This is a genomic window from Streptomyces sp. SYSU D01066-1 (assembly GCF_054956795.1).
The window spans coordinates 44294-71251 of the sequence record NZ_JBUDHV010000031.1 but is presented as its reverse complement, the minus strand read 5'-3'; the positions used below and the strand labels follow the sequence as shown (position 1 = coordinate 71251).

The window sequence follows — 26958 nt, the reverse complement described above, 5'->3', positions numbered from 1 at the left end:
GGCGCGCACCGGGGACAGTTCCGCAGAGTCCCCGCGAGGGGCACCGAGGGAAAGGAGCGGTCGCATGGCATCCCTGCGGGAACGGGCGCGCGGCGCACTGCTCGGCCTGGCGGTCGGTGACGCCCTCGGGGCGCCGGCCGAGAACATGAAGCCCTCGCAGATCCGCGCCCGCTGGGGCCGCATCACCGGGTACGTCGCCGAGCGCCCCGCCGGGACCGACGACACCGAGTACGCGATCTTCTCCGGACTGCTGCTGGCCCGGCACGGGTCCGCGCTCACGCCCGCCCATGTGGAGGCGGCCTGGCACGAGTGGATCGCCGACCGCGACGAGGGGCCCTTCCGGGGTGCGGGTTTCAGTGAACGCGGCACCCTGGAGAACCTGCGCCGGGGGCTGGCCGCCCCCATCTCCGCCCAGCACCGGCACGCCTGGAGCGACGGACTCGCGATGCGCGCGGCGCCCTACGGGGTGTTCGCGGCCGGACGTCCCGCCGAGGCGGCCCGGCTGGTGGCGATCGACGGCTCGGTCAGCCATGACGGGGAGGGCATCTACGGCGGCCAGGCGGTGGCGGCCGGGGTCGCGGCGGCGATGGCGGGGGCGCCGGCCGTGGCGGTGGTGGCCTCCGCGCTGGCCGTCGTCCCCGACGACTCCTGGACGGCGCGCTCACTGCGCCGGGCGGTGACGGCGGCCCACCGCGGCGAACGCGCCGTCCGCTCCGCGGTGGTCGTCGGCGGCTACCCCTGGACCGACCTGGCCCCCGAAGCGGTCGCCCTCGCCTTCGGCGCGTACGCGGCGGCCGACGGGGACTTCGCGGAGGCGGTGCTCACGGCCGTCAACATGGGGCGCGACGCCGACACGACGGCGGCGGTCGCGGGCGCGCTGGCCGGGGCGGCGCGGGGCGTCGCCGCGATCCCGGCGGAGTGGGCCGGCGCGATCGGCCCGGCCCGCGGCAGCTGTCTGCCGGCCATGGCCGGCCACCACGTCCTGGAGGTGGCGGACCTGCTGACCCCGCGACCGACGGCCGACCGCGCCGGACACGCCGGGCGCCCTGGGCCCACACCGCCGGTCACCGAGCACCGGCGGCCCCGCCACCCGGCCGCCGGCCCCGGCCGGCCCGGAGGCGCCCGGGCCCTCCCGGAACCGGCCCCCCGCGCCGCCGCCCCCGCGGAACCGCCGCCCCCCGCGGTCGTCCCCGCCCGGGAGCCGGGCGGCAACGCGGCGGAGCCGGTGTCGTGACCCGGCGCCGCCCCTCCCGCCGCCAGGAGCCCGTCGCCACGGCCTACGCCGCCCCACCCGACACGGCGGCGCCGCTCCCGGCGGCACCGCCTCCGGCCGCCGGGAGCGGACACCGTACCGGCGCCGGCACGCGGACGGACGCGGGTTCGGGACATGACCCGCGGCCCGGCCGCGGCACCGCTCGGCCCCCGCTCACGGACGAGGCTCCCGGCCCGGCCCCCCACACGGACGGGCCCCCCGGCCCAGGCCCCCGCCCGCACGAAGACCCCCGTCCAGGCCCTCACCCGCACGAAGACCCCCGTCCAGGCCCTCACCCGCACGAAGACCCCAGTCCAGACCCCCACCTGCACGAAACCCCCGGCCCGAGCCCCCACACCACCGAAGACCCCGGCCCAGACCCCCACCCGCACGAAACCCCCGGCCCGAGCCCCCACACCACCGAAGACCCCGCCCCGGCCCCCCACCCGCACGAAACCCCCGGCTCGACCCCCCGCACCCCCGCCCCTCCCGTGCCGCACCCCGTCGCCGCCCGCCGTGTCGAGGGCCTCCTGCTCGGACTCGCCGCCGGGGACGCCGCCGGGTGGCCCGCCGCCCGGCACCGGGCCGCGCGGATGCCGGAGTGGACCCGGCGGCTGACCCGGGAGCTGGACACGTTCGCGGAGCAGAACGCCACCACCACCCTCCCCGTCCCCATCGCCCTGAACCAGCCGTCAAAACCGCTGCGCCTCGGCCCCTCCGACGACGCCGAGTGGGCGGCGTTCGCCGCCGAGGCGGTGCTGCGGGCCGGTGACGCGAGCACCCTCGGCGACCTGAGCCGGGAGCGCCGTATGCGCACCGCCATCGACCTGACCTGGAGCGCGGTCGCCGCCGAGGTCGCCGCCGCCGAGGAGCGCGCCCCCGAGGTCGAGTCGGCGGTACTGCCGCTGCGCGCCCGGATCTCCGTGCGGGCCGGCCTCGGCAACCTCGCCGCCGGGCTGCGCCCGCCCGCCACCGGGCACGACAATCCGCACTACTTCGACGACGCCGCCTGCGTACGGGCCTGCGTCCTCGCCGTCGCCCACCCCGGTGAGCCCCGGCTCGCGGCCGGCCTCGCCGAGTTCGACGCCCGCTACACCCAGGACGGTGACGGCGTGCACGGCGCGCGGGCGATGGCCGCGGCGGTGGCGTGCGCCCTCGCCGGCGCCGGTGTACGGGTGTGCGTGGCGGCGGCGCTCGCCGAGCTGCCCGAGGAGACGGAGATCGGCCGCAACGCCCGCCAGGCCCTGGCCCTCGCCGGGGCCGCCGGCAGCGCCTTCGCCCTGGTCCCCCTCCTGGAGCACCAGATCGTCGACCACGTCTACAGCTACGGCATCGCCGCCGCCGAAACGGTCCCGGTCGCCCTCGCCCTGGCCACGGCCGCCGGCGGCCACCTCGCCCGGGCGGTGCCGGCGGCGGCCTGTCTGTCGCGGGTCGCGGACTCCGCCCCGGCCCTGGTGGGCGCCCTGACCGGCGCCATCGGCGGCGGCGGGGCGATCCCCGCGGCCTGGCGGGACAGCTGCCGCACCCTCTCCGGCTGTGTGCTGCCCCGCCTCACCGGCACGGACCTGGTGGAACTCGCCGGACGCCTGGAAGCGGCGCGACCGGCCCGAGCGGAAGGACCCGACGGGACATGACGCCCGAAGCAGAAGACGCCCTCGCGGAACGGATCACGGGCGCCCTCGTCGGCGCGGCCGTCGGCGACGCGCTCGGCGGCCCCGTCGAGGGCTACTCCCCCGAGCAGATCACCGAGCGGCACGGCGGACGCGTCCACGGCGTCGTCGGCCCCTGGCACGGCGACGCCTGGCGCACCGCCCGCCCCCTCGCCCCGTACCACAAGGGCGACGGGCACGTCACCGACGACACCCTGATGACCCACGCCCTGATCAGGGTCTACGCCACCGTCCGCGACCACCTCGACGCCCACGCCATCGCCGAGCACCTGGTCCCGGACCTGATGACGACCCCGCGCTGGATCCCGGAGCTGGAGGCCGAGGCGCTCCCCCTCCAGCGGATCTTCCTGGCGGAGAAGTGGCTCGTCGCCCGGCTGCACCACGGCCACGTCGACCCGCGCGAAGCCGGCGTCGGCAACATCGTCAACTGCGGTGCGGCGATGTACATGGCCCCGGTCGGCCTGGTCAACGCGGCCCACCCGGCGGGCGCCTACGCCGAGGCACTGGACATCGCGGGCGCGCACCAGTCGTCGTACGGCCGGGAGGCGGCCGGGGTCTTCGCGGCGGCGGTCGCGGCGGCCTGCGCGCCCGGCGCGACCCCGGCCTCGGTGGTGGACGCCTGTCTGTCGCTGGCCAAGGACGGCACCCGCGAGGCGATCGAAGAGGTCTGCGAAGTGGCCGCCGGGTACTCGGACTTCGAATCGGCCCTCGCCCCGCTGCGCGCGGCGGTCGCCCCGTACGACACGGTGGGCCCCGACTACCGCTCCCCCTCCCTCGGCGCCCGCCGCCCCTCGCGGCTGCACGCCATCGAGGAACTCCCCGTCGCCCTGGGCATGGTGCTGGTGGCCGGCGGCGACCACCGGCACGCGGTGCTCGGCTCGGTCAACTACGGCCGGGACTGCGACTCCATCGCCACCATGGCCGGCGCGATCACCGGTGCGCTGGGGTCCGCCGTGCCGCAGGAGTGGGCGAAGACGGTGGCGGAGGCGAGCCGGCTGGACCTGTGGGAGCCCGCGGCGGTCCTCACCGGGGTGACGCGGGAGGTCTTCGAACGGGACGTACGGCGCCGCCGCGCCCACGAGCGGGCGTTCGCCGGGATCGGGGGGCCGCGGTGCTCCGGCTGACCTGGGTCCAGCCCGAGGACCTGATCGGGCACGAACTGCGCCAGGCCGCCCAGGACGGCCGGGACGCCTCGGCGATCGCCGGGCGCTGGCGGGCGGCGGGCGGCTGCGAGGCGCCGGCCCGCGCGGGCGCCTCCCCCGAGCCCGCCTCCCGCTGCCTGCGGCTGCTCGCGGAGGACCTGCTGGACGAACTGGCCGCGCTGCCCGTCCCGTCGGCCGACGCCGAACCGACCGGCCTCGCGGACATCGAGGCCCGCTGCCCCCACTGGCCCGCCCCCGCCGCGAGGGCCGCCGTGGACCCCGCCCGCCTGGAGGCCGCCTGGCTGGGCCGGGCCGTCGGCTGCCTGCTCGGCAAGCCCGTGGAGAAGCTGCCCCTGGACGCCATCCGCCGCCTGGCCCGCGCCACCGGGAACTGGCCCCTGGCCACGTACTTCACCGCCCGCGGCGTCCCCGACGACCTCGCCGCCGCGCACCCCTGGAACCGCCGCTCGGCCGCCACCTCCCTCGCCGAGAACATCGACGGCATGCCCGAGGACGACGACCTCGACTACCCGCTCCTCAACCTCCTGCTGATCCAGCGTCACGGCCGCTCCTTCACCACCGCCGACGTGGCCCGCGTCTGGCTCGACGAACTCCCCGCGGGCCGCACCTTCACCGCCGAACGCGTCGCCTACCGCAACCTCCTGACCGGCCTCGAACCCCCGCGCACCGCCCGCCACCGCAACCCCTTCCGGGAATGGATCGGCGCCCTGATCCGCGCCGACCTGCACGGCTGGACCAACCCCGGCGACCCGGCCGCCGCGGCCGGGCAGGCACACCGCGACGCGGTCCTCACCCACACCGCCAACGGCGTCTACGCGGCCATGTTCGCGGCGGCCGTGATCGCCACCGCCGCCGCCGGCACCCACGACGTGCACGGCTGCCTCGCCACCGGTCTGACCGTCGTACCGCCCGCCTCCCGGCTGGCGAAGGCCGTCCGCGAGGCCGTCGAACTGGCCGCCTCGCACGACGACTTCGACGAGGTGGTGGACCGCCTCCACGCCCGGCACGGCCCCACCCACCACTGGGTGCACGCCGTCCCCAACACCGCCCTGATCACCGCCGCCCTCACCCACGCCGACGGCGACTTCACCGGCTCGGTCTGCCGGGCCGTCTCCGGCGGCTGGGACACCGACTCCAACGGGGCGACGGCGGGCAGCGTCGCGGCCCTCCTCACCGACGGCCCCGCCGCCCTCCCCCACCACTTCACCGCCCCGCTCAAGAACCGCCTCGCCACCTCCGTCGCCGGCTTCGACGGCACCGGCTTCGACGCCCTCGCCCACCTCACCCACCGGGAGGCCACCCGCCCATGACCCCCGCCCCGCTCGCCGGCCTGCGCGTCCTGGACCTCGCCACCCTCTTCGCCGGCCCGCTCGCCGCCACGATGCTCGGCGACTTCGGCGCCGAGGTCGTCAAGGTCGAGCACCCCACCCGGCCCGACCCCTCCCGGGGCCACGGCCCGTCCAAGGACGGCGTCGGCCTGTGGTGGAAGCTCCTGGGCCGCAACAAGCGCGCCATCACCCTCGACCTGTCCACACCCGGCGGCCGCGACACCCTGCTCCGCCTCGCCGCCACCGCCGACGTCGTCATCGAGAACTTCCGCCCCGGCACCCTGGAGCGCTGGGACCTGGGCTGGGAGGAGCTGTCCGGGGTCAACCCCCGCCTGGTCCTCACCCGCGTCACCGGCTTCGGCCAGTTCGGCCCGTACGCGCACCGGCCCGGCTTCGGCACCCTCGCCGAGGCGATGAGCGGCTTCGCCGCGACGACCGGCGAGCCGGACGCGCCACCGGTCCTGCCGCCGTTCGGCCTCGCCGACTCCATCGCCGCGCTGGCCACGGCGTACGCGGTGCTGACCGCGCTCGCCGCCCGCGAGCGCACCGGCGAGGGCCAGGTCGTCGACCTGGCGATCATCGAGCCGATCCTGACCGTGCTGGGCCCGCAGCCGCTCTGGTACGACCAGCTCGGCCACGTCCAGCCGCGCACCGGCAACCGCTCCGCGAACAACGCCCCGCGCAACACCTACCGCACCGCCGACGGCACCTGGGTCGCCGTCTCCACCTCCGCGCAGTCGGTGGCCGAGCGGGTGATGCGCCTGGTGGACCGCCCGGAGCTGATCGGGGAGCCGTGGTTCGCGACCGGCGCCGGCCGGGCCCGGCACGCCGACGTCCTGGACACGGCGGTCGGCGACTGGATCGCCCGCCGCCCCCGCGACGAGGTCCTCGCCGCCTTCGAGGCGGCCGAGGCGGCGATCGCCCCGGTCCAGGACGTACGGGAGGTGATGGCCGACCCCCAGTACCAGGCGCTGGACACCGTCACCACGGTCGACGACCCCGAGCTGGGGCCGATCCGGATGCAGAACGTCCTGTTCCGGCTGTCCGCCACACCGGGCGCGATCCGCTGGGCGGGCCGTCCGCACGGCGCGGACACCGAGGAGGTCCTCGGCGAGCTGGGCCTGACCCCGGGCGACCTGAAACGCCTGCGCGAGGCGGGAGCCGTATGACCACGTCCGCCTCGCCCCCGCTGACCTGGCTGTACGCCCCCGGGGACCGGCCGCACGTCGTCGCCAAGGCGCTGGCCTGCGGGGCCGACGTGGTGATCGTGGACCTGGAGGACGCGGTCGCCCCGCACCGCAAGGAGTACGCCCGCGCGGCCACCGCCGAGCTGCTCACCGCGCGGCAGCCGGTTCCGGTGCACGTCCGTGTCAACGCCCTGGACGGTCCGTGGGCCGCCGCCGACCTGGCGGCGCTGGCCGGACTGCCCGGCCTGTCCGGGCTGCGGCTGCCCAAGGTGACCGCGCCCGAACAGGTCGTCCGGGTGGCGGGGACGGCCGCCGGGGTCCCGCTGTACGCGCTGCTGGAATCGGCGCTGGGGGTGGAGCGGGCGTTCGCGGTCGCCGCCGCGCACCCCGCCGTGCGCGGCATCGCCCTCGGCGAGGCCGACCTCCGCGCCGACCTGGGCGTGCGGGACGAGGCCGGCCTCGACTTCTGCCGTTCCCGGGTGGTCGTCGCCGCCCGGGCGGCGGGGCTGGCCCCGCCCTGTCAGTCGGTCCACCCCGACCTTCGCGACCTGGAGGGGCTCGCCGCCTCCTGCGCCCGCGGCCGGGCCCTGGGGTTCCTGGGCCGCGCCGCCGTCCACCCCCGTCAGCTGCCGGTCATCGAGCGGGCGTACCTGCCCGGCGCGGCGGAGCTGGAGGCGGCGGAGGCGGTGCTGGAGGCGGCGGCGGTGGAGCGGGGCGCGCAGGCGCTGGCGGACGGGCGGTTCGTCGACGCGGCGGTGGTCTCGGCGGCGCGGCGGACGCTGGCCCTGTCCCGGCGGCCCTGACCCGGACGGGGGACACGGCAGGACACGGCGAGGGCGCCCGGAGACGGCCCCGGGCGCCCTCGCCGGCGTAGCGGCGTACGACCGCCGGTCAGCTCTTCTTCGCGGAACCGGCCCCGTCCGCCACGTCCTGCGGGACGGCGTCGCCCTGCTCGCCCTGCTCGGCCCCGGTGCCCTCTTCGCCCGTGCCGCCCTTGTCGCCCTTCTGGTCCTTCTGCTCCTCGCCCGGGAGCTCGTCAGCGGTCTCCGGGGCGTCCGTGCCGCCGTCCCCGTCGTCGTCGGCGGCGCCCGGCTCGACCACGGGCTCGCGGCCCGGCCGCTTCCTCGCCGACACCACGAGGTACGCCACCGCCAGCAGGAACACGAACAGCGCGGTCCAGTTGTTCAGCCTGAGGCCCAGGATGTGGTGGGCGTCGTCGACGCGCATGTACTCGATCCAGAACCGGCCCGCGCAGTACGCGGCGACGTACAGCGCGAACGCCCGTCCGTGCCCCAGTCCGAAGCGGCGGTCGGCCCAGATGACGAGCAGCGCGACACCGACGCACCACAGCGACTCGTACAGGAACGTGGGGTGGTAGTAGCCCGGGATCCGGCCGTCCGCCGCGGACGTGATGTGCAGTGCCCAGGGGAGGTCGGTCTCGCGTCCGTACAGCTCCTGGTTGAACCAGTTGCCCCAGCGGCCGATGGCCTGCGCCAGGGCGATGCCGGGCGCCACGGCGTCGGCGTAGGCGGGCATCGGGATGCCCCGGCGGCGGCAGCCGATCCAGGCGCCCAGCGCGCCCAGCGCGATCGCGCCCCAGATGCCGAGGCCGCCCTCCCAGATCTTGAAGGCGTCCACCCAGTCCCGGCCCTCGCTGAAGTACAGCTCGTAGTCGGTGATCACGTGGTAGAGCCGGCCGCCGAGGAGGCCGAAGGGGACGGCCCAGACCGCGATGTCGGCCACCGTCCCGGACCGTCCGCCGCGGGCGATCCAGCGCTTGTTGCCGAGCCAGACGGCGACGAAGACGCCGATGATGATGCAGAACGCGTAGCCGCGCAGCGGAATCGGGCCGAGGTGCAGCACCCCGCGCGACGGGCTGGGAATGAAGGCAAGTTCCATGACAGGCCCGACGCTACCGTGCCGGACCGGGCCCGCGCCGGGCGGCCCGGCTACGGGTCCATAACAGGCGCCCCGGCGGGGAGAGCCTACCGGGCGGCGTCCTCCACCGCCTTCCTCAGCTTCGCCGGGGTCATGGACTGGTCCGCGTAGATGTTCCTGCCGCCGAACAGCACGGTGGGCGTGCCGGTGAAGCCGCCGCCGAGGAAGGCGGCGGCCGACTTGTCGACCCAGCCGTCGTGCGTGCCGTTCGTGACGCACGCGCGGAAGGCGGGGGTGTCGAGGCCGTCGACCTTGCCGGCCAGCTCGATCAGCTTGCCGGTCCCGGCGAAGGCGTCGTCGCTCTCCGCGGGCTGGTTGTCGAAGAGCACGTCGTGGTAGGCCGGGAACTTCCCGGCGTCCTGGGCGCAGGCCGCGGCGTTGGCCGCCGTGCGGGAGCCGGTGCCGCCCATGTTGCCGTCGATGATGGTCGCCAGGTGGTAGTCGACCCTGAGCTTTCCGGCGGCGGTCAGCTCATGGATCACCGGACGGTACGCCTGCTCGAAGCTCTTGCAGGCGGGGCAGCGGAAGTCCTCCCAGACGGTGAGCGTCGACCCGGCGCTCTCCTTGCCGACGGGGATCACGAGACCGTCCTTGCCCTGGGCGCCCGAGGGGGCCACGACCGGACCCGGCGCCGCCTCGTCGCCGCTGTCCTTGCCGGCCTCGGCCGCCACCACGCCGATCGCCGCGGCGACGCCCAGGACACCGACGACGGTGGCGCCCACGGTCAGCGCGCGGCGGCGCTTGTCCGCGCTCTTCTGCTTCTCGCGCTCGACCGCCAGCCGCTCGCGGGCGGTGCGCTTTCCCTCACGGTTCTTCTCGCTCACACCCCGCAGAACGAACCGGGGAGGCGCACCGCGCCTCCCCGGTCACAGGTCCACCCGTACGAGTTACGCGTGACCGCGCACGCCCCGGGCGAGCTCCCCGGCGAGCGCGCGCACGCCCTCGACGCCGGCCGCGTGGTCGGGGGCGTCCAGCATCCGCTTGACGAACGCCGACCCGACGATCACGCCGTCGGCGAAGCGGGCGACCTCGGCGGCCTGGGCGGGGGTGGAGACGCCGAGGCCGACGCAGACCGGCGTGGACGTGGTGGCGCGGGTGCGCCGGACCAGGTCCTCGGCCTGGGAGCCGACCGTCTCCCGGGTGCCGGTGACGCCCATCAGGGAGGCGGCGTAGACGAAGCCGGTGCCGGCCTCGGTGATGGCGGCGAGCCGCTCGTCCCTGCTGCTGGGAGCGACCACGAAGACGGTGGCGAGGCCGTGCTTGGCGGCGTGCTCCCGCCACAGCGCCGACTCCTGCACGGGCAGGTCGGGCAGGATGCACCCGGCGCCGCCCGCCTCGGCCAGCTCCGCGGTGAACCGCTCGACGCCGTAGCGGTCGATCGGGTTCCAGTACGTCATGACGAGGATCGGCTTGCCGGTGGCCCGGTACGCCTCCCGTACGGTGCGCAGCACGTCGGCGATCCTCACGCCGCCGCGCAGGGCGATGTCGTCGGCGGTCTGGATGACCGGGCCGTCGAGCACCGGGTCGCTGTGCGGCAGGCCGACCTCGACGACGTCGGCGCCGCCGTCGACGACGGCCTTGACCGCCTCGATGCCGCCGTCCACGGTCGGGAAGCCGGCCGGCAGGTAGGCGATGAGGGCGGCGCGGCCCTCGGCCCTGGCGGCGGCGAGGGTGTCGTCCAGCAGGTGCAGGTTGCCGCTCACTTGGCGTCCCCCTCGATCTCGGCGGTGCCGGAAGCGTCCTCGGCGACCTCGGCGTCGGTGTCGTAGAGCCCGAAGTAACGGGCGGCGGTGTCCATGTCCTTGTCGCCGCGGCCGGAGAGGTTGACGACGATCAGCCCGTCCGGGCCCAGCTCCCTGCCGACCTCCAGGGCGCCGGCGAGGGCGTGGGCGGACTCGATGGCCGGGATGATGCCCTCGGTGCGCGACAGCAGGCGCAGGGCCTCCATCGCGGCGGCGTCGGTGACCGCGCGGTACTCGCCGCGGCCGGAGTCCTTGAGGTAGGAGTGCTCCGGGCCGATGCCCGGGTAGTCCAGGCCCGCCGAGATCGAGTACGGCTCGGTGATCTGGCCCTCCTCGTCCTGGAGGACGTAGGAGCGGGAGCCGTGCAGGACGCCGGGCTCGCCGGCCGAGAGGGTGGCCGCGTGCTCGCCGGTCTCGATGCCGTGCCCGGCGGGCTCGCAGCCGATGAGGCGGACGCCGGTGTCGGGGATGAAGGCGTGGAAGAGGCCGATGGCGTTGGAGCCGCCGCCGACACAGGCGATCGCGGCGTCGGGCAGCCGTCCGGCCCGCTCCAGGAGCTGGCGGCGGGCCTCGACGCCGATGACGCGGTGGAAGTCGCGGACCATCGCCGGGAAGGGGTGGGGACCGGCGACCGTGCCGAAGAGGTAGTGGGTGTGGTCGACGTTGGCGACCCAGTCGCGGAACGCCTCGTTGATGGCGTCCTTCAGGGTGCGGCTGCCGGACTTCACGGCGATGACCTCGGCGCCGAGCATCCGCATCCGGGCCACGTTGAGGGCCTGGCGCTCGGTGTCGATCTCGCCCATGTAGATGGTGCAGTCGAGGCCGAAGAGGGCGCAGGCGGTGGCCGTGGCGACGCCGTGCTGGCCGGCGCCGGTCTCGGCGATGACCCGGGTCTTGCCCATGCGCCTGGTCAGCAGGGCCTGGCCGAGCACGTTGTTGATCTTGTGGGAGCCGGTGTGGTTGAGGTCCTCGCGCTTGAGGAAGACGCGGGCGCCGCCGGCGTGCCCGGCGAACCGGGGGACCTCGGTGAGGGCGCTGGGGCGGCCGGTGTAGTGCGCCAGCAGGTCGTCGAGTTCACGGGCGAACTCGGGGTCGTGCTTGGCCTTGTCGTACTCGGCGGCGACCTCGTCCACGGCGGCGACGAGGGCCTCCGGGATGAACTTGCCGCCGAACGCCCCGAAGTAGCCTTCGGCGCTGGGGAGCAGGCCTTCGGGGTCGGGAACGAAGAAGGTGCTGGGCATGGTGGAACCTCACGGTGAGTGTGCGATGAGACACGGGTCGCCGTGGGGCGGGGTGGTCGGGCGCCTACCGGCCGTCCGGGGCCGGTCGCGCGGTTCCCCGCGCCCCCACGGGGCGCCGGGGCCATCGCATGCCGTTCACTTGCCCTGGCTCGTCGCCGATGACGTACCGCACCCTGCGGCCGTGGACGCGCCGGGCGGGCGCGCGGCAGCCCCGGGGACGGCAGCCGCGCGCGAGGCGGGCGTAGGGGTCCCGGGCGGCGGGGGCGGCGGAGACGGACATCGGGGCAAGCCTACCGGGGTCAGCTCCGGCCGTGGCGGAGTGCCGGGTGTTCGCCCGCCGCCACCAGGTCGGCCACCGCGGCCTTGGGGTCGCGGCCGGTGACCAGGGACTCGCCGACCAGGACGGCGTCGGCGCCCTCGTTGGCGTAGGCGATCAGGTCGTGCGGGCCGCGGACGCCGGACTCGGCGACCTTGACCAGGCCCTCGGGGATCTCGGGGGCGACCCGCTCGAACGTGCCGCGGTCGACCTTGAGCGTCTTCAGGTCGCGGGCGTTGACCCCGATGACCCTGGCGCCGGCCTCGACCGCGCGGTCCACCTCGTCCTCGTCGTGCACCTCGACCAGCGGGGTGAGGCCGATGGACTCGGCGCGCTCGATCAGCGACTCCAGGGCCGGCTGGTCCAGGGCGGCCACGATCAGCAGCACGAGGTCGGCGCCGTAGGCCCGGGCCTCCCACAGCTGGTACGAGGTGACGATGAAGTCCTTGCGCAGCACGGGGATGTCCACACGGGCGCGGACGGCTTCCAGGTCGGCCAGCGAGCCGCCGAAGCGGCGCTGCTCGGTGAGGACCGAGATGACGGCGGCGCCGCCCGCCTCGTAGTCCGCGGCGAGGGCGGCGGGGTCGGCGATGGCGGCCAGCGCGCCCTTGGACGGGCTGGAGCGCTTGACCTCGCAGATGACCTTGACGCCGTCGCCCTTGAGCGCGGCGGCACCGTCCTTCGCGGCGGGGGCCTTGGCCGCGCGCTCCTTGAGCTCGTCGAGGCTGACGCGCGCCTGCCGCTCCGCCAGGTCGGCGCGGACTCCGTCGATGATCTCGTCGAGCACACTCACGCGAGCGGCCCCCCTTTCGGACGGTTCGGTTCGGGTACGGCTTCGCCTCGATGGTATCCGCAGGAGGGCGCCGGTCCCGCATCCGGTTGACGCCCCGGTCCCGCCGCCCGGACGTCCGGCGCGCGGTCAGGGGCGCAGCCAGCCGCCGGACGGCAGGTTCCGGACGACGGTGAAGACCAGCAGGCACACGCCCAGCGTCCACAGGTGGGCGGGGCGGAGGTCGGTCCGGGGCGGACGGCCGCGGGCCGCGCGCACCGTCCAGACGGTCCACAGGACGGCCAGGACCGCGTAGCCGACGACGGCCAGGGCGTTGGCCTGGAGCGCCGTCGCGAGGTCGCCGTGGACGAGCGCGTGGGCGCTGCGCAGGCCGCCGCAGCCGGGGCAGTACACGCCGGTGAAGCGCAGCAGCGGGCAGACGGGGTAGTGGCCGGGTTCGTTGGGGTCGACCGTCCCGACGTAGGCGAAGGCACCGGCGACGGCGGCGAGCACGGCGGCCGGGGCGGCCAGCCGGACGGCCGGGGCGGCGCGGCCAGAGGGCGCGGTGGTGCGGCCGGAAGGCGTGGCGGCACGGCCAGAAGGCGCGGTAGCCCGGTCGGAAGGCGTGGCGGCACGGCCAGAAGGCGCGGTAGCCCGGTCGGAAGGCGTGGCGGCACGGCCAGAAGGCGCGGTAGCCCGGTCAGAAGGCGCGGTAGCCCGGTCGGAAGGCGCGGTGGCGCGGTCGGGCGGGGGCGGCGGGTCCCGGCGGTCGGCGTCCATGCCCGCATTGTGCCCCGCGCGCGTGAGGGGCGGTCCCGGCACCCAGGTGCCGGCCGCCCCTCGCCGAGTCGTCCGTGCGCGGCGTCCGGTCAGGCCTTGATGCCCTCGGGCTGCCGCTGTCCCGGCTCGGTGGTCTTGTGCACCGGGTGGGCGTCCTTCGGCTGGCCCATGCCCATCATGCGCATGATCCCGCCGACGACGGCGCCGAGGAGGGTGATCGCCATACCGACCCAGAAGCCCACCGGCTGGGCCGCGACCATGAAGACGCCCGCCATGCAGAAACCGATGAAGGCGATGATGACACCGGTCCAGGCGGCCGGGGTGTGGCCGTGGCTGCTGTCCGACATTGCTGGCTCCTCGTTGCTGTGTACGTGCCGCTGCTGTGTACGTGTCGCTTACGCGCTCGAGCTGGACGCTCGCGCTCATTCTCCCGCACGCGCGCGAGCGGTGAGCGCTGGGGTGCGTGACGCGGCGCTCGCACCGGGACGACGCCGGTGCCCGCGCGGACGGGGGCGGACGGGCACGACGCTCGCGGACGGGTGGCGCGAGGGCACGAGTGCCCAGGCGCACGTGTCCGAATCGCGTCCCCCGCGCGCGTGGCGGCACCGCGCGCCTCACGCGCGCGGGATGACACCTCGCGCCTCACGCGCGCGTGGTGCCGGGCCCCGCCGGGTCGCGTCCCCCGCGCGGGCGCGTCGGCCGGACGCGTGGGGCGCGCGGGCAGCCGCCGGGCGCGCGGTGGCGGGGTCAGGCCCCGGTCGGGTCCTCGCCGCGGTCGAGGGCCTTCCACAGCTCCTCGGGGCGGTCGGGGTCCGCGGCCTGGGCGGTGCGGCGGGGGCGGGGGGCGCCGGAGCGCTCGTGGCGGCCGGACATCGCGGGCCACCACCGGCCGTGGCGCAGGGCGAGCAGTCCGGCCAGCAGGAGCAGCAGGCCGCCCGCCGCCGCGACGTAGGGCCAGGCGGTGTGGCCGAGGGCGTGGACGGTGGCCGAGGTGGCGCCCGCGGCCCGCGCGGCCTGGTCGTCGAGGGCGGCGCTGTCGGAGGCGCCGGTCACGGCGGCGGCCACGGTGCCCGCGCCGCACAGCGCGAGCAGGGCGGCGACGACGTACCGCCCGGTGCCGCGGACGGCGAAGACGGCGACGAGCGCGGCGAGCCCCACTATGGCGAGCGCCGCGGGAACGCCCGTGACATCGCTGCCCCGGGCGGTCAGGGGGAAGTCGCCGCCGGCCACCGTCGCGGTGCCGTGGGACCACTCCTGGCGGGTGGCCAGCAGGGCGACGGCCGCGCCCAGGGCACCGCTCAGCAGCGCGAGGGCGAGGCCACGGCGGCCGGACCGGGCGGGTCCCGCGGCTTCGGTACGGGGGTGAGGAACAGCAGTCACGTACTCCACTATCGCCTGAACCCCGGTGAAACGGTCAGGCGGGGTTCGCGTGAGCCCCGTCCCTTCCGCCGAGCCGTCCCGCGGTGTGCACCGCCCGCAGCACCGCCGCCGCCTTGTTGCGGCACTCGGTGTCCTCGGCGACCGGGTCGGAGTCGGCGACGACGCCGGCGCCCGCCTGGACGTAGGCGGTGCCGTCGCGCAGCAGGGCGGTGCGGATGGCGATGGCGGTGTCGGAGTCGCCGGCGAAGTCGAGGTAGCCGACGCAGCCGCCGTACAGGCCGCGCCGGGAGGGTTCGAGTTCGTCGATGATCTGCAGGGCGCGCGGCTTGGGGGCGCCGGAGAGGGTGCCGGCCGGGAAGCAGGCGGTGAGGACGTCGAAGGCGGTGCGGCCGGGGGCGACGCGGCCGGTCACCGTCGACACGATGTGCATGACGTGCGAGTACCGCTCGACGGACATGAAGTCGACGACCTCCACGGAGCCCGGTTCGCAGACCCGGCCCAGGTCGTTGCGGCCGAGGTCGACGAGCATGAGGTGCTCGGCGCGCTCCTTGGGGTCGGCGAGGAGCTCCTCGGCGAGGGTCTGGTCCTCCTGCGGGGTGGCGCCGCGGGGCCGGGTGCCGGCGATGGGGTGCAGCAGGGCCCGGCCGTCCTCGACCTTGACCAGGGCCTCGGGGGACGAGCCGACGACGTCGAAGCCGTCGAAGCGGAACAGGTACATGTACGGCGACGGGTTGGTGGCCCGCAGGACCCGGTAGACGTCCAGGGCGCTCGCGGCGCACGGCGTCTCGAAGCGCTGCGAGGGGACGACCTGGAAGGCCTCGCCCGCGCGGATGCGCTCCTTGATGTCCTCGACGGCCTCCTGGAAGTCGGGGCCGCCCCAGCGCGCGGTGTACTCGGGCAGCTCGGAAGGGGGCAGCACGGCGGGCGGCTGGGCCACCGGGCGCGACAGGTCGGCCTCCATGGCGTCCAGCCGGGCGACCGCGTCGGCGTACGCCTCGTCGACGCCGGTGGCCAGGTCGTTGTGGTTGATCGCGTTGGCGATCAGCACGACCGTGCCCTCCCAGTGGTCCATCACGGCGAGGTCGCTGGTGAGCAGCATGGTCAGCTCGGGGAGCCCCAGGTCGTCGCGGTCGCCGGGGCCGACCTTCTCCAGGCGGCGGACGATGTCGTAGCCGAGGTAGCCGACCATGCCGCCGGTGAACGGCGGCAGGCCGTCCTGGTGGGGGGTGTGCAGGGTCTCGACGGTGGCGCGGAGCGCGGCGAGCGGGTCGCCGTCGACGGGGACGCCGACGGGCGGGGTGCCGAGCCAGTGGGTGCGGCCGTCCCGTTCGGTGAGGGTGGCGGCGCTGCGGACGCCGACGAAGGAGTACCGGGACCATCGGAACGCGGACCGGCCGTTCTCCGCGGACTCCAGCAGGAAGGTGCCGGGCCGCTCGGCGGCGAGCTTGCGGTACAGCGCGACCGGGGTGTCGCCGTCGGCGAGGAGCTTGCGGGTGACCGGGACGACCCGTCGGTCGGCGGCCAGCTTGCGGAAGGTGTCGAGGTCCATGGCGGCAGACCTTACTGATCGCCGGCGGTCGCGGCGGCGTCGCCGTCCTCGAGCAGCACGTCCTCGTCGAAGCAGGTGCGGGCGCCGGTGTGGCAGGCGGCGCCGACCTGGTCGACCTTGACCAGCACGGTGTCGGCGTCGCAGTCCAGGGCGACGGACTTCACCCACTGGACGTGCCCGGAGGTGTCGCCCTTGACCCAGTACTCCTGGCGGCTGCGCGACCAGTAGGTGCAGCGGCCGGTGGTCAGCGTGCGGCGCAGCGCCTCGTCGTCCATCCAGCCGAGCATCAGCACCTCGCCGGTGTCGTACTGCTGGGCGATGGCGGGCAGGAGGCCGTCGGGGCCGCGCTTGAGGCGGGCGGCGAGATCCGGGTCGAGTGCGCCGGTCCCGCCGGGGGGCGTGCTGGTCATGCCGCCCATTGTGCCGGGTGGGCGGCGGGCGGTCCGGCGCCGTCCACTGTGCGGACCCGGCGCGCGGCCGTAGGCTGATCCCATGTCGACTTTCGCCAAGCGTGAACGCCTTCTGCTCGCCGAGCTGTTGGAAACCGCGGGCCCGAACGCCCCCACCCTGTGCGAGGGCTGGCGCACCCGTGATCTCGCCGCGCACCTGGTGGTGCGCGAGCGGCGGCCGGACGCCGCGGGCGGCACGGTGATCAAGCCGCTGGCGTCCCGGCTGGAACGGGTGATGGAGGAGTACGCCGCGAAGCCCTACGAGGAGCTGGTCCGGCTCCTGCGCGGCGGCCCGCCGCGCTTCTCCCCGTTCGCCGTCAAGCAGGTCGACGAGGCGGCCAACACGGTCGAGTTCTACGTCCACGCCGAGGACGTCCGCCGTGCCCGGCCGGACTGGACGCCGCGGGAGCTGGACCCGGTCTTCCAGGACACCCTGTGGTCCCGTCTGGAGCGCACGGCCCGGCTGCTGGGCCGCGGTGTCCCGACGGGACTGGTGCTGCGCCGCCCGGACGGGCAGACGGCGGTCGCCCACCGCGGTACGCCGGTGGTGACGGTGACCGGCGAGCCCTCCGAACTGCTGCTGTTCGCCTTCGGGCGGCAGGGCGCGGCGGCGGTGGAGCTGGACGGCGACAAGGAGGCGGTCGCCCGGGTGCACGAGACGAAACAGCTCGGCCTCTGACCCGGCCGTGCGCGGTTTCCCGCGCTCCCGGGGGGACGTGCGGCGGGCGCGTCCCCCCGGGGGCGCCGGCGCGGCGTCACCGCACCGCGTGCCCCGCGCCCCGCAGCGTCTCCTTGACCTCGCCGATCCGCAGGTCGCCGAAGTGGAACACCGAGGCGGCCAGCACCGCGTCGGCGCCCGCGGCGACGGCCGGCGGGAAGTCGGTGAGCCTGCCGGCGCCGCCGGAGGCGATGACCGGCACGGTGACGTGCTCGCGCACGGCCGCGATCATCTCCAGGTCGTAGCCGTCCTTGGTGCCGTCCGCGTCCATGCTGTTCAGCAGGATCTCGCCGGCGCCCAGTTCGGCGGCGCGGTGCGCCCACTCGACGGCGTCGATGCCGGTGCCCTCGCGTCCGCCGTGGGTGGTGACCTCGAAGGTGCCCGCCGCGGTGCGGCGGGCGTCCACGGAGAGCACCAGCACCTGCCGGCCGAACCGCTCGGCGATCTCGCGGATCAGGTCCGGGCGGGCGATCGCCGCCGTGTTGACGCCGACCTTGTCCGCGCCCGCCCGCAGCAGCTTGTCGACGTCCTCGGCGGTGCGCACGCCGCCGCCGACGGTGAGCGGGATGAAGACCTGCTCGGCGGTGCGGCGCACCACGTCGTAGGTGGTCTCCCGGTTGCCCGAGGAGGCGGTGATGTCCAGGAACGTCAGCTCGTCGGCGCCCTCGGCGTCGTACACCTTGGCCATCTCGACGGGGTCGCCCGCGTCGCGCAGGTTCTGGAAGTTGACGCCCTTGACGACCCGGCCGCCGTCCACGTCCAGGCAGGGGATGACTCGGACCGCCAGGGTCATGAATCCACGGCTCCTTCTGACAGTGCTCACTGTCCTGTGAATGCTTCGACTTCCACCGACACCAGGACCCGGGAGTCGATGAAGCCCTGCACGACCAGCAGGGTCGTGACCGGGCGTACGGCGCCGAACAGCTCCTTGTGGGCCCGCCCCACCGCGTCGACGTCCCGGGAATGCGCCAGGTACACGCGGGTGCGGATCACGGACTCGACGCCGAGCCCGAACTCGCCGACCGCCTCCAGCGCGGTGGTGAAGGCGACCTTGGCCTGCTCGTACGGGTCGCCCTCGCCGTACAGCACCTCGCCCTTGAAGGCCGTCGTGCCCGCCACGACGACCCGGTCGCCCGCCGCGACGGCGCGCGCGAAACCGAAGGACTCTTCCCAGGGACTTCCGCTCTGCACACGCCGCACGGCTTCGAACGTCATCGCGACACAGCCTCCAAGGCCTCTTCCAGGGTGAACGCCTTCGCGTACAGGGCCTTCCCGACGATGGCGCCCTCGACACCGAGCGGGACCAGCCCGGCCAGCGCGCGCAGGTCGTCCAGGGAGGAGACGCCGCCGGAGGCGACGACCGGGCGGTCGGTGGCCGCGCAGACGTTCTTCAGCAGCTCCAGGTTGGGGCCCTGGAGGGTGCCGTCCTTGGCGATGTCGGTGACGACGTAGCGCGCGCAGCCCTCCTTGTCGAGGCGGGCCAGCGTCTCGTAGAGGTCGCCGCCGTCGCGGGTCCAGCCCCGGCCGCGCAGCGTGGTGCCGCGTACGTCGAGGCCGACGGCGATCTTGTCGCCGTGCTCGGCGATGACCTTGGCGACCCACTCGGGGGTCTCCAGCGCGGCCGTGCCCAGGTTGACGCGGGTGCAGCCGGTGGCGAGGGCGGCGGCGAGGGTGTCGTCGTCGCGGATGCCGCCGGACAGCTCCACCTTGATGTCCATGGCCCCGGCGACCTCGGCGATCAGCGCGCGGTTGTCCCCGGTGCCGAAGGCGGCGTCCAGGTCGACCAGGTGCAGCCACTCGGCGCCGGCGCGCTGCCAGGCGAGGGCGGCCTCCAGGGGGGAGCCGTAGGACGTCTCGGTGCCGGACTCGCCGTGCACGAGGCGGACGGCCTGGCCGTCGCGGACGTCGACGGCGGGGAGGAGTTCGAGCTTGGCCATGTCGCTACAGGGTTCCGATCCAGTTGGTGAGGAGCTGGGCACCGGCGTCGCCGGACTTCTCGGGGTGGAACTGGGTGGCCCACAGGGCGCCGTTCTCCACGGCGGCCACGAAGGGCTTGCCGTGGGTGGACCAGGTGACCTTGGGGGCGGTCATCGCGGGGTTGTGCGTCTCCAGCGACCAGTCGTGGACGGCGTAGGAGTGCACGAAGTAGAAGCGGGCGTCCGCGTCCAGGCCGGCGAAGAGCCGGGAGCCCTCGGGGGCCTCGACCGTGTTCCAGCCCATGTGGGGGACGACGTCGGCCTCGAGCGGTCCGACCGTGCCGGGCCACTCGTCCAGGCCCTCGGCCTCGACGCCGTGCTCGATGCCGCGGGCGAAGAGGATCTGCATGCCGACGCAGATGCCCATCACCGGGCGTCCGCCGGCCAGGCGCCGGTCGACGATCCAGTCGCCGCGCGCCTCCCTGAGCCCCTTCATGCAGGCGGCGAAGGCGCCGACGCCGGGGACGAGCAGGCCGTCGGCGTTCATCGCCCGGTCGAAGTCACGGGTGATCTCGACGTCGGCGCCCGCGCGGGCGAGGGCGCGCTCGGCGGAGCGCACGTTGCCGAAGCCGTAGTCGAAGACCACGACACGCTTGGTGCTCAATTCCACACCTCCAGCCTCAGGATGCCCGCCAGCAGGCACATCGCGGCGCCGATGGAGAGCAGCACGATCAGCCCCTTGGGCATCTCCTGCTTCGCGAACGAGATGATCCCGCCGACCAGGAAGAGGCCGACGACGATCAGTACGGTCGAGGTGCCGTTCACAGCGCGCCCTTCGTGGAGGGCAGGATGCCGGCCGCGCGCGGGTCGCGCTCGCAGGCGTAGCGCAGGGCGCGGGCCAGCGCCTTGAACTGGCACTCCACGATGTGGTGGGCGTTGCGCCCGTAGGGCACGTGGACGTGCAGGGCGACCTGGGCCTGGGCGACGAAGGACTCCAGGATGTGCCGGGTCATGGTGACGTCGTACTCGCCGATCATCGGCGCCATGGTCTCGGGCTCGGTGTGCACGAGGTAGGGGCGGCCGGACAGGTCGACGGTGACCTGGGCGAGGGACTCGTCCAGGGGGACGGTGCAGTTGCCGAAGCGGTAGATGCCCACCTTGTCGCCGAGGGCCTGCTTGAAGGCGGCGCCCAGGGCCAGGGCGGTGTCCTCGATGGTGTGGTGGGAGTCGATGTGCAGGTCGCCCTCGGTCTTCACGGTGAGGTCGAACAGACCGTGCCGGCCGAGCTGGTCGAGCATGTGGTCGTAGAAGCCGACGCCGGTGGCGATGTCGGTCTTGCCGGTGCCGTCGAGGTCGATCTCGACGAGGACCGAGGTCTCCTTGGTCACGCGCTCCACGCGTCCTACGCGGCTCATGCGTTCTGCTCCTTCTTCAGTTCACGGACCGCGTCGAGGAACGCGTCGTTCTCGGCCGGGGTGCCGGCGGTGACCCGCAGCCATCCCGGTACGCCGTTGTCCCGGACCAGGACGCCCCGGTCGAGGATCTTCCGCCAGACCTCGTGGGCGTCGTCGAAGCGTCCGAACTGGACGAAGTTCGCGTCCGATTCGGTCACTTCGTAGCCGAGGGCGAGCAGTTCGGAAACCAGCCGGTCCCGTTCGGTCTTGAGCTGTTCGACGTACTTCAGCAGGGTGCCGGTGTGCTCCAGGGCGGCCAGCGCGGTCGCCTGGGTGACGGCGGAGAGGTGGTACGGCAGCCGGACCAGCTGGACGGCGTCGACCACGGCCGGGTCGGCGGCGAGGTAGCCCAGGCGCAGGCCCGCCGCGCCGAACGCCTTGGACATGGTGCGGGAGACGACCAGGCGGGGGCGGCCGTCGAGCAGCGGCAGCAGGGAGTCGCCGTGGCTGAACTCGATGTACGCCTCGTCCAGCACCACCATGGACGGCTTGGCGGCCTGGGCGGCGTCGTACAGGGCGCGGACCGTCTCCGGCGGGACGGCGGTGCCGGTGGGGTTGTTGGGGGTGGTGACGAAGACGACGTCCGGCCGGTGCTCGGCGATGGCCCGCTCGGCCGCCGCCAGGTCGATGGTGAAGTCGTCGTCGCGGGGACCGGAGATCCAGCCGGTGCCCGTGCCGCGCGCGATCAGGCCGTGCATCGAGTACGACGGCTCGAAGCCGAGGGCGGTGCGGCCGGGGCCGCCGAAGGTCTGCAGGAGCTGCTGGATGACCTCGTTGGAGCCGTTGGCCGCCCACACGTTCTCGGCGCCGACGCGGTGCCCGGACGTCTCGGTGAGGTACGCGGCGAGCCTGGTGCGCAGCTCGACCGCGTCCCGGTCGGGGTAGCGGTTGAGGTTCCGGGCGGCCTCGCGGACCCGCTCGGTGATGCGGTCGACCAGCTCCTCGGGGAGCGGGTAGGGGTTCTCGTTGGTGTTCAGCCGTACGGGGACGTCGAGCTGGGGCGCGCCGTAGGGGGACTTGCCGCGCAGTTCGTCCCGTACGGGGAGATCGTCGATGCGGGTGGTGCTCACTTGCCCTCGGGAACCTTCCAGTCGAACCTCGCCTTGACCGCCGCGCCGTGCGCGGGCAGGTCCTCCGCCTCGGCCAGCGTCACCACGTGGTGGGCGACCTCGGCCAGCGCGTCGCGCGTGTAGTCGACGATGTGGATGCCGCGCAGGAAGGACTGCACGGACAGGCCGGAGGAGTGGCAGGCGCAGCCGCCGGTGGGCAGGACGTGGTTGGACCCGGCGGCGTAGTCGCCGAGCGAGACGGGCGCCCAGGGGCCGATGAAGACCGCGCCCGCGTTGCGCACCCGGCCGGCCACCTCGGCGGCGTCGGCGGTCTGGATCTCCAGGTGCTCGGCGCCGTAGGCGTCGACGACCTTCAGCCCCGCTTCGACGCTGTCGACCAGGACGACGGCGGACTGCCCGCCCTTGAGCGCGGGGACGATCCGGTCCTCGACGTGCTTGGTCGCGGCGACCTGCGTTTCCAGCTCCCGCTCCACCGCGTCGGCCAGTTCGGCGGAGTCGGTGACCAGGACGGCCGCGGCCAGCGGGTCGTGCTCGGCCTGGCTGATCAGGTCGGCCGCGACGTGCGCCGGGTCGGCGGTGGCGTCGGCGAGGACGGCGATCTCGGTGGGGCCGGCCTCGGCGTCGATGCCGATCTTCCCGGTGAAGTAGCGCTTGGCGGCGGCGACCCAGATGTTGCCGGGGCCGGTGACCATGTTCGCCGGGGGGCAGGACTCGGTGCCGTACGCGAACATCGCGACGGCGGTGGCGCCGCCGGCCGCGTAGACCTCGTCGACGCCGAGCAGGGCGCAGGCGGCGAGGACGGTCGGGTGGGGCAGGCCGCCGAATTCGGCCTGGGCCGGGGAGGCGAGCGCGATCGAGGGGACGCCGGCCTCCTGCGCGGGCACCACGTTCATGACCACGGAGGACGGGTAGACCGAGCGTCCGCCGGGCGCGTACAGGCCCACGCGGTCCACCGGCACCCACTTCTCGGTGACCGTGCCGCCGGGCACGACCTGGGTGGTGTGCGTGGTCCGGCGCTGGGCGCGGTGGACCAGGCGGGCGCGGCGGACGGACTCCTCCAGGGCCGCGCGCACGGCCGGGTCCAGCTCGTCGAGGGCCTTCTCCAGGGCCTCGGCGGGCACCCGCACCCGCTCGAGGCGGACGCCGTCGAACCGCTCGGCGAGGTCGATCAGCGCCGCGTCTCCCCGATGATGCACGTCCTCACAGATCGGACGCACCTTCTCCAGGGCGGCCGAGACGTCGAAGTCGGCTCGGGGCAGCAGGTCGCGCAGGGCGGGGCCCTCGGGGAGGGCGTCGCCACGCAGATCGATTCGGGAGATCACGCGACCAATTCTCTCAGACCCGTGCCGGACCCCGGTCGCGCGTTCCACTCACTGATACACCCCGGTCCGCGTCCGCCCCAGATATTCGTCACCAGGAGTGTTCGCACCCTCACTCTGCGGGCATGAACGGTTGTACGAGGGTGATGACCCGTAAGCGGCAGGGGAGGAAGTGAAACACCGTGACCGAGGTGGCAGGACTCCGCGCCGCGGAGCTGCCCGACGACCTGACGGCGGCCGAGGCGGGAATGTGGCAGGCGTTCCGCAACGGCTCCGTGTACGACCTGAGCAGCGGTGACGCCGCCGCCGACGATCCGCACGGCGGGCTGCCCTGGGGGCCGGAGCGGACGGTGCGGGCCCGCGTCGTGTGCTGGCTGCTGCTGGACGGGCCGCCCGCGCTGGCCGGCCGGGTCTCCTCGCTGAAGCTGGTCGGCGTGCTGATCAGCGGCACGATGGACCTGGCGGGCGGCACCGTGGCGCCCTACGTGGAGCTGCGCCGCTGCCGGTTCGAGCGGGAGGTGCTGCTGCCGGAGGCGCGTTTCACCACGCTCCGGCTGGTGGACTGCCGTGTGCCCCGGCTGGAGGCGGCCCGGTTGCAGACCGAGGGGGACCTGCACCTGCCGCGCTGCCGGTTCCCGGGCGGGGTGCGGCTGACCGACGCCCAGATAGGCACCGACCTGCTGCTCAACCAGGCGGTGGTGCACCACGACCGCGGCGGCCGGTCGATCGCCGGGGACGGCCTGTCCATCGGGCAGGACCTCCAGGCGGACCTGCTGGAGTCGTACGGCGAGCTGAGGCTGCGCAGCGCCCAGATAGGCGTCTCGCTGAGCCTGCGCGGCGCCCGGCTGGTCAACCCCCGGGCCCGGTTCGCGCTGAACGCCCCGCAGCTGACGGTGGAGCGCTCGCTGCACCTGTCCCCGGGAAGCCCGGGCAACCCGCTGTTCATGGGCACCACACCGGTGGCGGGGACCCGGATCCAGCGGTTCGAGTGCCAGGGCGGGATCCGGCTGGACGACGGGCGGTTCGGCGACGCGGTCGACTGCGAGCAGGCCCGCTTCGTCCTGACCGAGGCCCAGGAGCTGTCGCTGCGCCGGGTGCAGGCGTCCGAGCTGCGCTTCCTCGGGGAGCGGCCGGCGCGGGGCCGGGTGGTGCTGTCGGGGGCGCGGGTCGTCAACCTGATCGACCGGGCGGACAGCTGGCCGGGCCCGGGCCGGCTGCACATGAGCGGCTTCAGCTACGAGAACCTGGTGCCGCGGGGTCCGTTCCCGCTGGCCGAGCGGCTGCGGTGGGTGGTCGCCGCGACCGCCGAGTACAACCCGGAGCCGTACGAGCTGCTCGCGGCCGTGCTCAAGGCGGGCGGCGAGGAGGAGGCGGCCCGCGAGGTGCTGCTCGCCAAGCAGCGCCGGCGCCGCGAGGGCCTGCCGCTCGGCACCAAGCTGTGGGGGTACCTCCAGGACTGGACCGTCGGCTACGGGTACCGCCCGGGGCGGGCGGCGGCCTGGCTGGCGGTGCTGTGGGCGGCCGGCTCGCTGGCGTTCTCGTACGCCGATCTGGCGCCGCTCAAGGGCGGCGAGCATCCGGCGTGGAACCCGGCGCTCTTCGCGCTGGACCTGCTGGTGCCCGTCATCGACCTGGGCCAGGTGAGCTACTGGCGGCTGGCCGGCGGCTGGCAGTGGCTGGCGGCGGCGCTGATCCTGCTGGGCTGGGTGCTGGCCACGACGGTCGCGGCGGGGGCGACGCGGACCCTGCGGCGGAGCTGAGGCCGCTCCGCGAGACGCGAGAAATCTTCACCTTTTACTCTCCCTTTGCCACCTCCCATACAACTTTCCACAGGTTCGGTGAACCCCCTGGCGCCGTTCCGAGCTGCGCACTTTCAATGGTCGACACCATGGCCCGTCTACGCGCGTTCCTCCGCCGCACGACTCGGCTGCGAGGTGCCTCCCTCCACCCGGCGGCCGGCCACCGGACCGGTGTTCCGGCCGGTGGCCCGACCGGTGTTCCGGCCGGTTCCCCGGCCGGGGACGAGGTGCTCCTCGACGTGCCCGACGACCGGCTGGCGCCCGCGCTGGTCGCCGCGGCGCACGGTGCGCACGGACCCGCCGCCGCGCTGCTGGCCGGCACCCGTGCGCGGGAGCGGTGGGAGCACCGGGACCGGTACGCGGCCCGGCTGGCGGCCTTCGCGCGCTCCCGCCCCGAGTGGCTGCGGGCCTGGCACACCGCCGCCCCCGAGGACCCGGACGGCCGGCTGGTCACCGTGCGGCTGGCGGTGGACCGGTGCTGGGACTCCCCGGACCGCGTGGAACTGCTGCGGCAGATCACCCCGATGGTCACGGACACCGCCGAGAACAGCGGCCGGGACCCGGTGCCCTGGCGGGTCGCGCTGGACGCGGCGCGGGGGCGGCACGCCGGGCACGCCGAGTTCGAGCGGCTGTGGGCCGAGGCGGTGCGCCGCTGCCCGCACCACTACGGCTGCCACGTCGCGGCCCTCGAGTACCTGGCCGCCGCCTCGCCGGGCGCCCACCGCGCGTGCATGGACTTCGCCGAGACGGCGGCCCGGGACGCCCCCGAGGGCGCGGCGCTGCGGGCGCTGCCGCTGCGGGCGGCCTTCCGGTGCCTGACCGAGGGCGGCGCGGACGCGGTGGGGCGGGCCCGGCTGGACACGGCGGCCGATCTCGCCCTCGCGCTGTCGGCGGCCCAGCCGGCGGCCGACCCGTGGCCGGCGGAGCTGCGAAACCTGCTCGTCTACGTCCTGGTCCGGCTGGAGCGCTGGCCGGACGCCCTGGAGCAACTGCGGCTGGCCGGCCCCTACGCCACCTCCTTCCCCTGGGAGCGGGAGGCCGACGACCCGCTCAGCCGGTTCCTCCAGGTGCGCGACGGCGTCCACGCGGCGGTGGCCGGGAAGGCGCCGGTGGCGGTCTGCGCGGGGCGCGGTTCTCACGCCGGTCCCGGCGCGCATTAGGCTTCTGGACCGTGACCACCGTCCGGCTTCCGCTCTTCCCCCTGAACTCGGTGCTGTTCCCGGGGCTGGTGCTTCCGCTCAACGTCTTCGAGGAGCGCTACCGCGCCATGATGCGCGAGCTGCTGAAGACCCCCGAGGAGGAACCGCGCCGGTTCGCCGTCGTGGCGATCCGCGACGGCCACGAGGTGGCGCCGAGCCTGCCGGGCCTGCCCGATCCGACGGCGGTGCCCGAGCGCGGGGCCGCCGCGGGGTTCGGCCCCGACCCGGCCAAGGCCCTGCACAGGGTCGGCTGCGTGGCCGAGGCCGCCACGATCCGGGAGCGGCCCGACGGCACCTTCGAGGTGCTGGCGACCGGCACGAGCCGGGTGCGGCTGCTGTCCGTGGACGCCTCCGGCCCGTTCCTGACGGCCGAGGCGGAGCACCTGGGCGAGGAGCCCGGCGACGAGGCCGGCGCGCTGGCGGAGGGCGTGCTGCGGGCGTTCCGCCAGTACCAGAAGCGGCTGGCGGGGGCGCGGGAGCGGTCGCTGACCACCGGCGCCGACCTGCCGGACGAGCCGGGCGTGGTGTCGTACCTGGTGGCCGCCGCGATGATGCTGGACACGCCGACCAAGCAGCGGCTGCTCCAGGCGCCCGACACCGCCTCCCGCCTCCGTGACGAGCTGAAACTCCTTCGCACCGAGACGGCTGTCATCCGTACGCTGCCGTCACTGCCCGCGTCGGAGCTGACGCGCGGCCCGACGAGCCTGAACTGACCACAC

28 protein-coding genes and 1 pseudogene are annotated in these 26958 nt (G+C 75.0%); 10 read left to right on the top strand and 19 right to left on the bottom strand.

Features of this window, described 5'->3' with window-relative positions:
* The first annotated feature begins 64 nt into the window (after positions 1-64).
* The 6 genes from ACY1JF_RS24340 (at position 65) to ACY1JF_RS24315 (ending at position 7403) form a co-directional block, all read left to right on the top strand.
* Positions 65-1234 carry an ADP-ribosylglycohydrolase family protein gene (locus tag ACY1JF_RS24340; protein ID WP_462707359.1) on the top strand — a complete coding sequence of 390 codons (1170 nt, stop codon included), beginning with the start codon at positions 65-67 and terminating at the stop codon, positions 1232-1234.
* Between the two features lie 344 nt (positions 1235-1578).
* The gene (locus ACY1JF_RS24335) at positions 1579-2886 is read left to right on the top strand and encodes an ADP-ribosylglycohydrolase family protein (RefSeq protein WP_462707371.1); all 1308 of its coding nucleotides are present in this window, start codon (positions 1579-1581) and stop codon (positions 2884-2886) included.
* Complete coding sequence (locus ACY1JF_RS24330) at positions 2883-4046, top strand: ADP-ribosylglycohydrolase family protein (protein WP_462707358.1); 1164 nt, start codon at positions 2883-2885, stop codon at positions 4044-4046. Before ACY1JF_RS24335 ends, ACY1JF_RS24330 begins: the two co-directional genes overlap by 4 nt.
* Positions 4034-5395 carry an ADP-ribosylglycohydrolase family protein gene (locus tag ACY1JF_RS24325; RefSeq protein ID WP_462707357.1) on the top strand — a complete coding sequence of 454 codons (1362 nt, stop codon included), beginning with the start codon at positions 4034-4036 and terminating at the stop codon, positions 5393-5395. The genes ACY1JF_RS24330 and ACY1JF_RS24325 overlap by 13 nt, the downstream gene beginning before the upstream one ends.
* Positions 5392-6582 (top strand): CaiB/BaiF CoA transferase family protein, encoded by a 1191-nt coding sequence (locus ACY1JF_RS24320; RefSeq protein WP_462707356.1) that lies wholly within the window; start codon positions 5392-5394, stop codon positions 6580-6582. The genes ACY1JF_RS24325 and ACY1JF_RS24320 overlap by 4 nt, the downstream gene beginning before the upstream one ends.
* Entirely contained in the window at positions 6579-7403 is an 825-nt protein-coding gene (locus tag ACY1JF_RS24315) for an HpcH/HpaI aldolase/citrate lyase family protein (protein WP_462707355.1), read from the top strand. Before ACY1JF_RS24320 ends, ACY1JF_RS24315 begins: the two co-directional genes overlap by 4 nt.
* A 270-nt stretch (positions 7404-7673) precedes the next feature.
* Here the strand turns inward: ACY1JF_RS24315 and lgt are convergent.
* The 11 genes and pseudogenes from lgt to hisI form a co-directional block, all read right to left on the bottom strand.
* A pseudogene (gene lgt / locus ACY1JF_RS24310) lies at positions 7674-8499 on the bottom strand (prolipoprotein diacylglyceryl transferase); the annotation flags it as partial.
* A gap of 86 nt (positions 8500-8585) precedes the next feature.
* On the bottom strand, positions 8586-9362 hold the full coding sequence (locus ACY1JF_RS24305; protein ID WP_462707354.1) for a DsbA family protein: 777 nt from the start codon (positions 9360-9362) through the stop codon (positions 8586-8588).
* A 63-nt stretch (positions 9363-9425) separates the two neighbouring features.
* A complete protein-coding gene (trpA, locus tag ACY1JF_RS24300; RefSeq protein ID WP_462707353.1) occupies positions 9426-10241 on the bottom strand; it encodes a tryptophan synthase subunit alpha in 816 nt (271 codons plus the stop codon).
* Positions 10238-11521: a tryptophan synthase subunit beta gene (gene trpB / locus ACY1JF_RS24295; protein WP_462707352.1), complete on the bottom strand. Its 1284-nt coding sequence runs from the start codon at positions 11519-11521 to the stop codon at positions 10238-10240. The genes trpA and trpB overlap by 4 nt, the downstream gene beginning before the upstream one ends.
* 64 nt (positions 11522-11585) lie before the next feature.
* Complete coding sequence (trpM, locus tag ACY1JF_RS24290; protein ID WP_462707351.1) at positions 11586-11801, bottom strand: tryptophan biosynthesis modulator TrpM; 216 nt, start codon at positions 11799-11801, stop codon at positions 11586-11588.
* 19 nt (positions 11802-11820) lie between these two features.
* Entirely contained in the window at positions 11821-12630 is an 810-nt protein-coding gene (trpC, locus tag ACY1JF_RS24285) for an indole-3-glycerol phosphate synthase TrpC (RefSeq protein ID WP_462707350.1), read from the bottom strand.
* A gap of 126 nt (positions 12631-12756) precedes the next feature.
* Positions 12757-13137 (bottom strand): DUF2752 domain-containing protein, encoded by a 381-nt coding sequence (locus tag ACY1JF_RS24280; protein ID WP_462707370.1) that lies wholly within the window; start codon positions 13135-13137, stop codon positions 12757-12759.
* 338 nt (positions 13138-13475) lie between these two features.
* The gene (locus ACY1JF_RS24275) at positions 13476-13733 is read right to left on the bottom strand and encodes an HGxxPAAW family protein (protein ID WP_462707349.1); all 258 of its coding nucleotides are present in this window, start codon (positions 13731-13733) and stop codon (positions 13476-13478) included.
* A gap of 400 nt (positions 13734-14133) precedes the next feature.
* A complete protein-coding gene (locus ACY1JF_RS24270) occupies positions 14134-14775 on the bottom strand; it encodes a TIGR02234 family membrane protein (protein ID WP_462707348.1) in 642 nt (213 codons plus the stop codon).
* A 25-nt stretch (positions 14776-14800) separates the two neighbouring features.
* Positions 14801-16315: an anthranilate synthase component I gene (locus ACY1JF_RS24265; protein WP_462707347.1), complete on the bottom strand. Its 1515-nt coding sequence runs from the start codon at positions 16313-16315 to the stop codon at positions 14801-14803.
* Positions 16316-16326: 11 nt separating this feature from the next.
* On the bottom strand, positions 16327-16725 hold the full coding sequence (gene hisI, locus ACY1JF_RS24260; RefSeq protein WP_462707346.1) for a phosphoribosyl-AMP cyclohydrolase: 399 nt from the start codon (positions 16723-16725) through the stop codon (positions 16327-16329).
* 82 nt (positions 16726-16807) lie between these two features.
* On the opposite strand from hisI, the gene ACY1JF_RS24255 reads away from it, so the two are divergent.
* Positions 16808-17443, top strand: coding sequence for a TIGR03085 family metal-binding protein (locus ACY1JF_RS24255; protein WP_462707345.1), 636 nt, complete (start codon positions 16808-16810; stop codon positions 17441-17443).
* Positions 17444-17519: 76 nt separating this feature from the next.
* Here the strand turns inward: ACY1JF_RS24255 and hisF are convergent, their stop codons facing one another.
* From hisF to hisD, 8 genes are read right to left on the bottom strand one after another with little or no spacing between them, the layout of a single operon-like run.
* Positions 17520-18275 (bottom strand): imidazole glycerol phosphate synthase subunit HisF, encoded by a 756-nt coding sequence (gene hisF / locus ACY1JF_RS24250; RefSeq protein ID WP_462707344.1) that lies wholly within the window; start codon positions 18273-18275, stop codon positions 17520-17522.
* A gap of 26 nt (positions 18276-18301) precedes the next feature.
* Positions 18302-18697 (bottom strand): RidA family protein, encoded by a 396-nt coding sequence (locus tag ACY1JF_RS24245; protein ID WP_462707343.1) that lies wholly within the window; start codon positions 18695-18697, stop codon positions 18302-18304.
* Positions 18694-19419, bottom strand: a complete 726-nt coding sequence (priA, locus tag ACY1JF_RS24240; RefSeq protein ID WP_462707342.1) for a bifunctional 1-(5-phosphoribosyl)-5-((5-phosphoribosylamino)methylideneamino)imidazole-4-carboxamide isomerase/phosphoribosylanthranilate isomerase PriA — start codon at positions 19417-19419, stop codon at positions 18694-18696. The genes ACY1JF_RS24245 and priA overlap by 4 nt, the downstream gene beginning before the upstream one ends.
* 4 nt (positions 19420-19423) lie before the next feature.
* Complete coding sequence (gene hisH, locus ACY1JF_RS24235) at positions 19424-20068, bottom strand: imidazole glycerol phosphate synthase subunit HisH (protein ID WP_462707341.1); 645 nt, start codon at positions 20066-20068, stop codon at positions 19424-19426.
* Positions 20059-20223: a hypothetical protein gene (locus tag ACY1JF_RS24230; RefSeq protein ID WP_462707340.1), complete on the bottom strand. Its 165-nt coding sequence runs from the start codon at positions 20221-20223 to the stop codon at positions 20059-20061. The genes hisH and ACY1JF_RS24230 overlap by 10 nt, the downstream gene beginning before the upstream one ends.
* A complete protein-coding gene (gene hisB / locus ACY1JF_RS24225) occupies positions 20220-20813 on the bottom strand; it encodes an imidazoleglycerol-phosphate dehydratase HisB (protein ID WP_442831628.1) in 594 nt (197 codons plus the stop codon). The genes ACY1JF_RS24230 and hisB overlap by 4 nt, the downstream gene beginning before the upstream one ends.
* Positions 20810-21922 carry a histidinol-phosphate transaminase gene (locus tag ACY1JF_RS24220; protein WP_462707339.1) on the bottom strand — a complete coding sequence of 371 codons (1113 nt, stop codon included), beginning with the start codon at positions 21920-21922 and terminating at the stop codon, positions 20810-20812. Before ACY1JF_RS24220 ends, hisB begins: the two co-directional genes overlap by 4 nt.
* Positions 21919-23244 (bottom strand): histidinol dehydrogenase, encoded by a 1326-nt coding sequence (gene hisD, locus ACY1JF_RS24215; protein ID WP_462707338.1) that lies wholly within the window; start codon positions 23242-23244, stop codon positions 21919-21921. Before hisD ends, ACY1JF_RS24220 begins: the two co-directional genes overlap by 4 nt.
* A gap of 179 nt (positions 23245-23423) precedes the next feature.
* Between hisD and ACY1JF_RS24210 the strand changes: the two genes are divergently transcribed.
* The 3 genes from ACY1JF_RS24210 (at position 23424) to ACY1JF_RS24200 (ending at position 26952) form a co-directional block, all read left to right on the top strand.
* Positions 23424-25001 (top strand): oxidoreductase, encoded by a 1578-nt coding sequence (locus ACY1JF_RS24210; RefSeq protein WP_462707337.1) that lies wholly within the window; start codon positions 23424-23426, stop codon positions 24999-25001.
* Positions 25002-25117: 116 nt separating this feature from the next.
* Positions 25118-26200 (top strand): hypothetical protein, encoded by a 1083-nt coding sequence (locus ACY1JF_RS24205; RefSeq protein ID WP_462707336.1) that lies wholly within the window; start codon positions 25118-25120, stop codon positions 26198-26200.
* 11 nt (positions 26201-26211) lie between these two features.
* Entirely contained in the window at positions 26212-26952 is a 741-nt protein-coding gene (locus tag ACY1JF_RS24200) for an LON peptidase substrate-binding domain-containing protein (RefSeq protein WP_462707335.1), read from the top strand.
* The last annotated feature ends 6 nt before the right edge of the window (positions 26953-26958 follow it).

Coding starts and splice junctions, on each gene's coding strand:
- ACY1JF_RS24315 (WP_462707355.1), top strand. CDS start 6,579: ATGACCACGTCCGCCTCGCCCCCGCTGACCTGGCTGTACGCCCCCGGG.
- ACY1JF_RS24320 (WP_462707356.1), top strand. CDS start 5,392: ATGACCCCCGCCCCGCTCGCCGGCCTGCGCGTCCTGGACCTCGCCACC.
- ACY1JF_RS24265 (WP_462707347.1), bottom strand. CDS start 16,315: ATGGACCTCGACACCTTCCGCAAGCTGGCCGCCGACCGACGGGTCGTC.
- ACY1JF_RS24330 (WP_462707358.1), top strand. CDS start 2,883: ATGACGCCCGAAGCAGAAGACGCCCTCGCGGAACGGATCACGGGCGCC.
- ACY1JF_RS24340 (WP_462707359.1), top strand. CDS start 65: ATGGCATCCCTGCGGGAACGGGCGCGCGGCGCACTGCTCGGCCTGGCG.
- hisB (WP_442831628.1), bottom strand. CDS start 20,813: ATGAGCCGCGTAGGACGCGTGGAGCGCGTGACCAAGGAGACCTCGGTC.
- ACY1JF_RS24205 (WP_462707336.1), top strand. CDS start 25,118: ATGGTCGACACCATGGCCCGTCTACGCGCGTTCCTCCGCCGCACGACT.
- hisI (WP_462707346.1), bottom strand. CDS start 16,725: ATGACCAGCACGCCCCCCGGCGGGACCGGCGCACTCGACCCGGATCTC.
- priA (WP_462707342.1), bottom strand. CDS start 19,419: ATGGCCAAGCTCGAACTCCTCCCCGCCGTCGACGTCCGCGACGGCCAG.
- trpM (WP_462707351.1), bottom strand. CDS start 11,801: ATGTCCGTCTCCGCCGCCCCCGCCGCCCGGGACCCCTACGCCCGCCTC.
- ACY1JF_RS24255 (WP_462707345.1), top strand. CDS start 16,808: ATGTCGACTTTCGCCAAGCGTGAACGCCTTCTGCTCGCCGAGCTGTTG.
- hisF (WP_462707344.1), bottom strand. CDS start 18,275: ATGACCCTGGCGGTCCGAGTCATCCCCTGCCTGGACGTGGACGGCGGC.
- ACY1JF_RS24245 (WP_462707343.1), bottom strand. CDS start 18,697: ATGACGTTCGAAGCCGTGCGGCGTGTGCAGAGCGGAAGTCCCTGGGAA.
- ACY1JF_RS24275 (WP_462707349.1), bottom strand. CDS start 13,733: ATGTCGGACAGCAGCCACGGCCACACCCCGGCCGCCTGGACCGGTGTC.
- trpB (WP_462707352.1), bottom strand. CDS start 11,521: ATGCCCAGCACCTTCTTCGTTCCCGACCCCGAAGGCCTGCTCCCCAGC.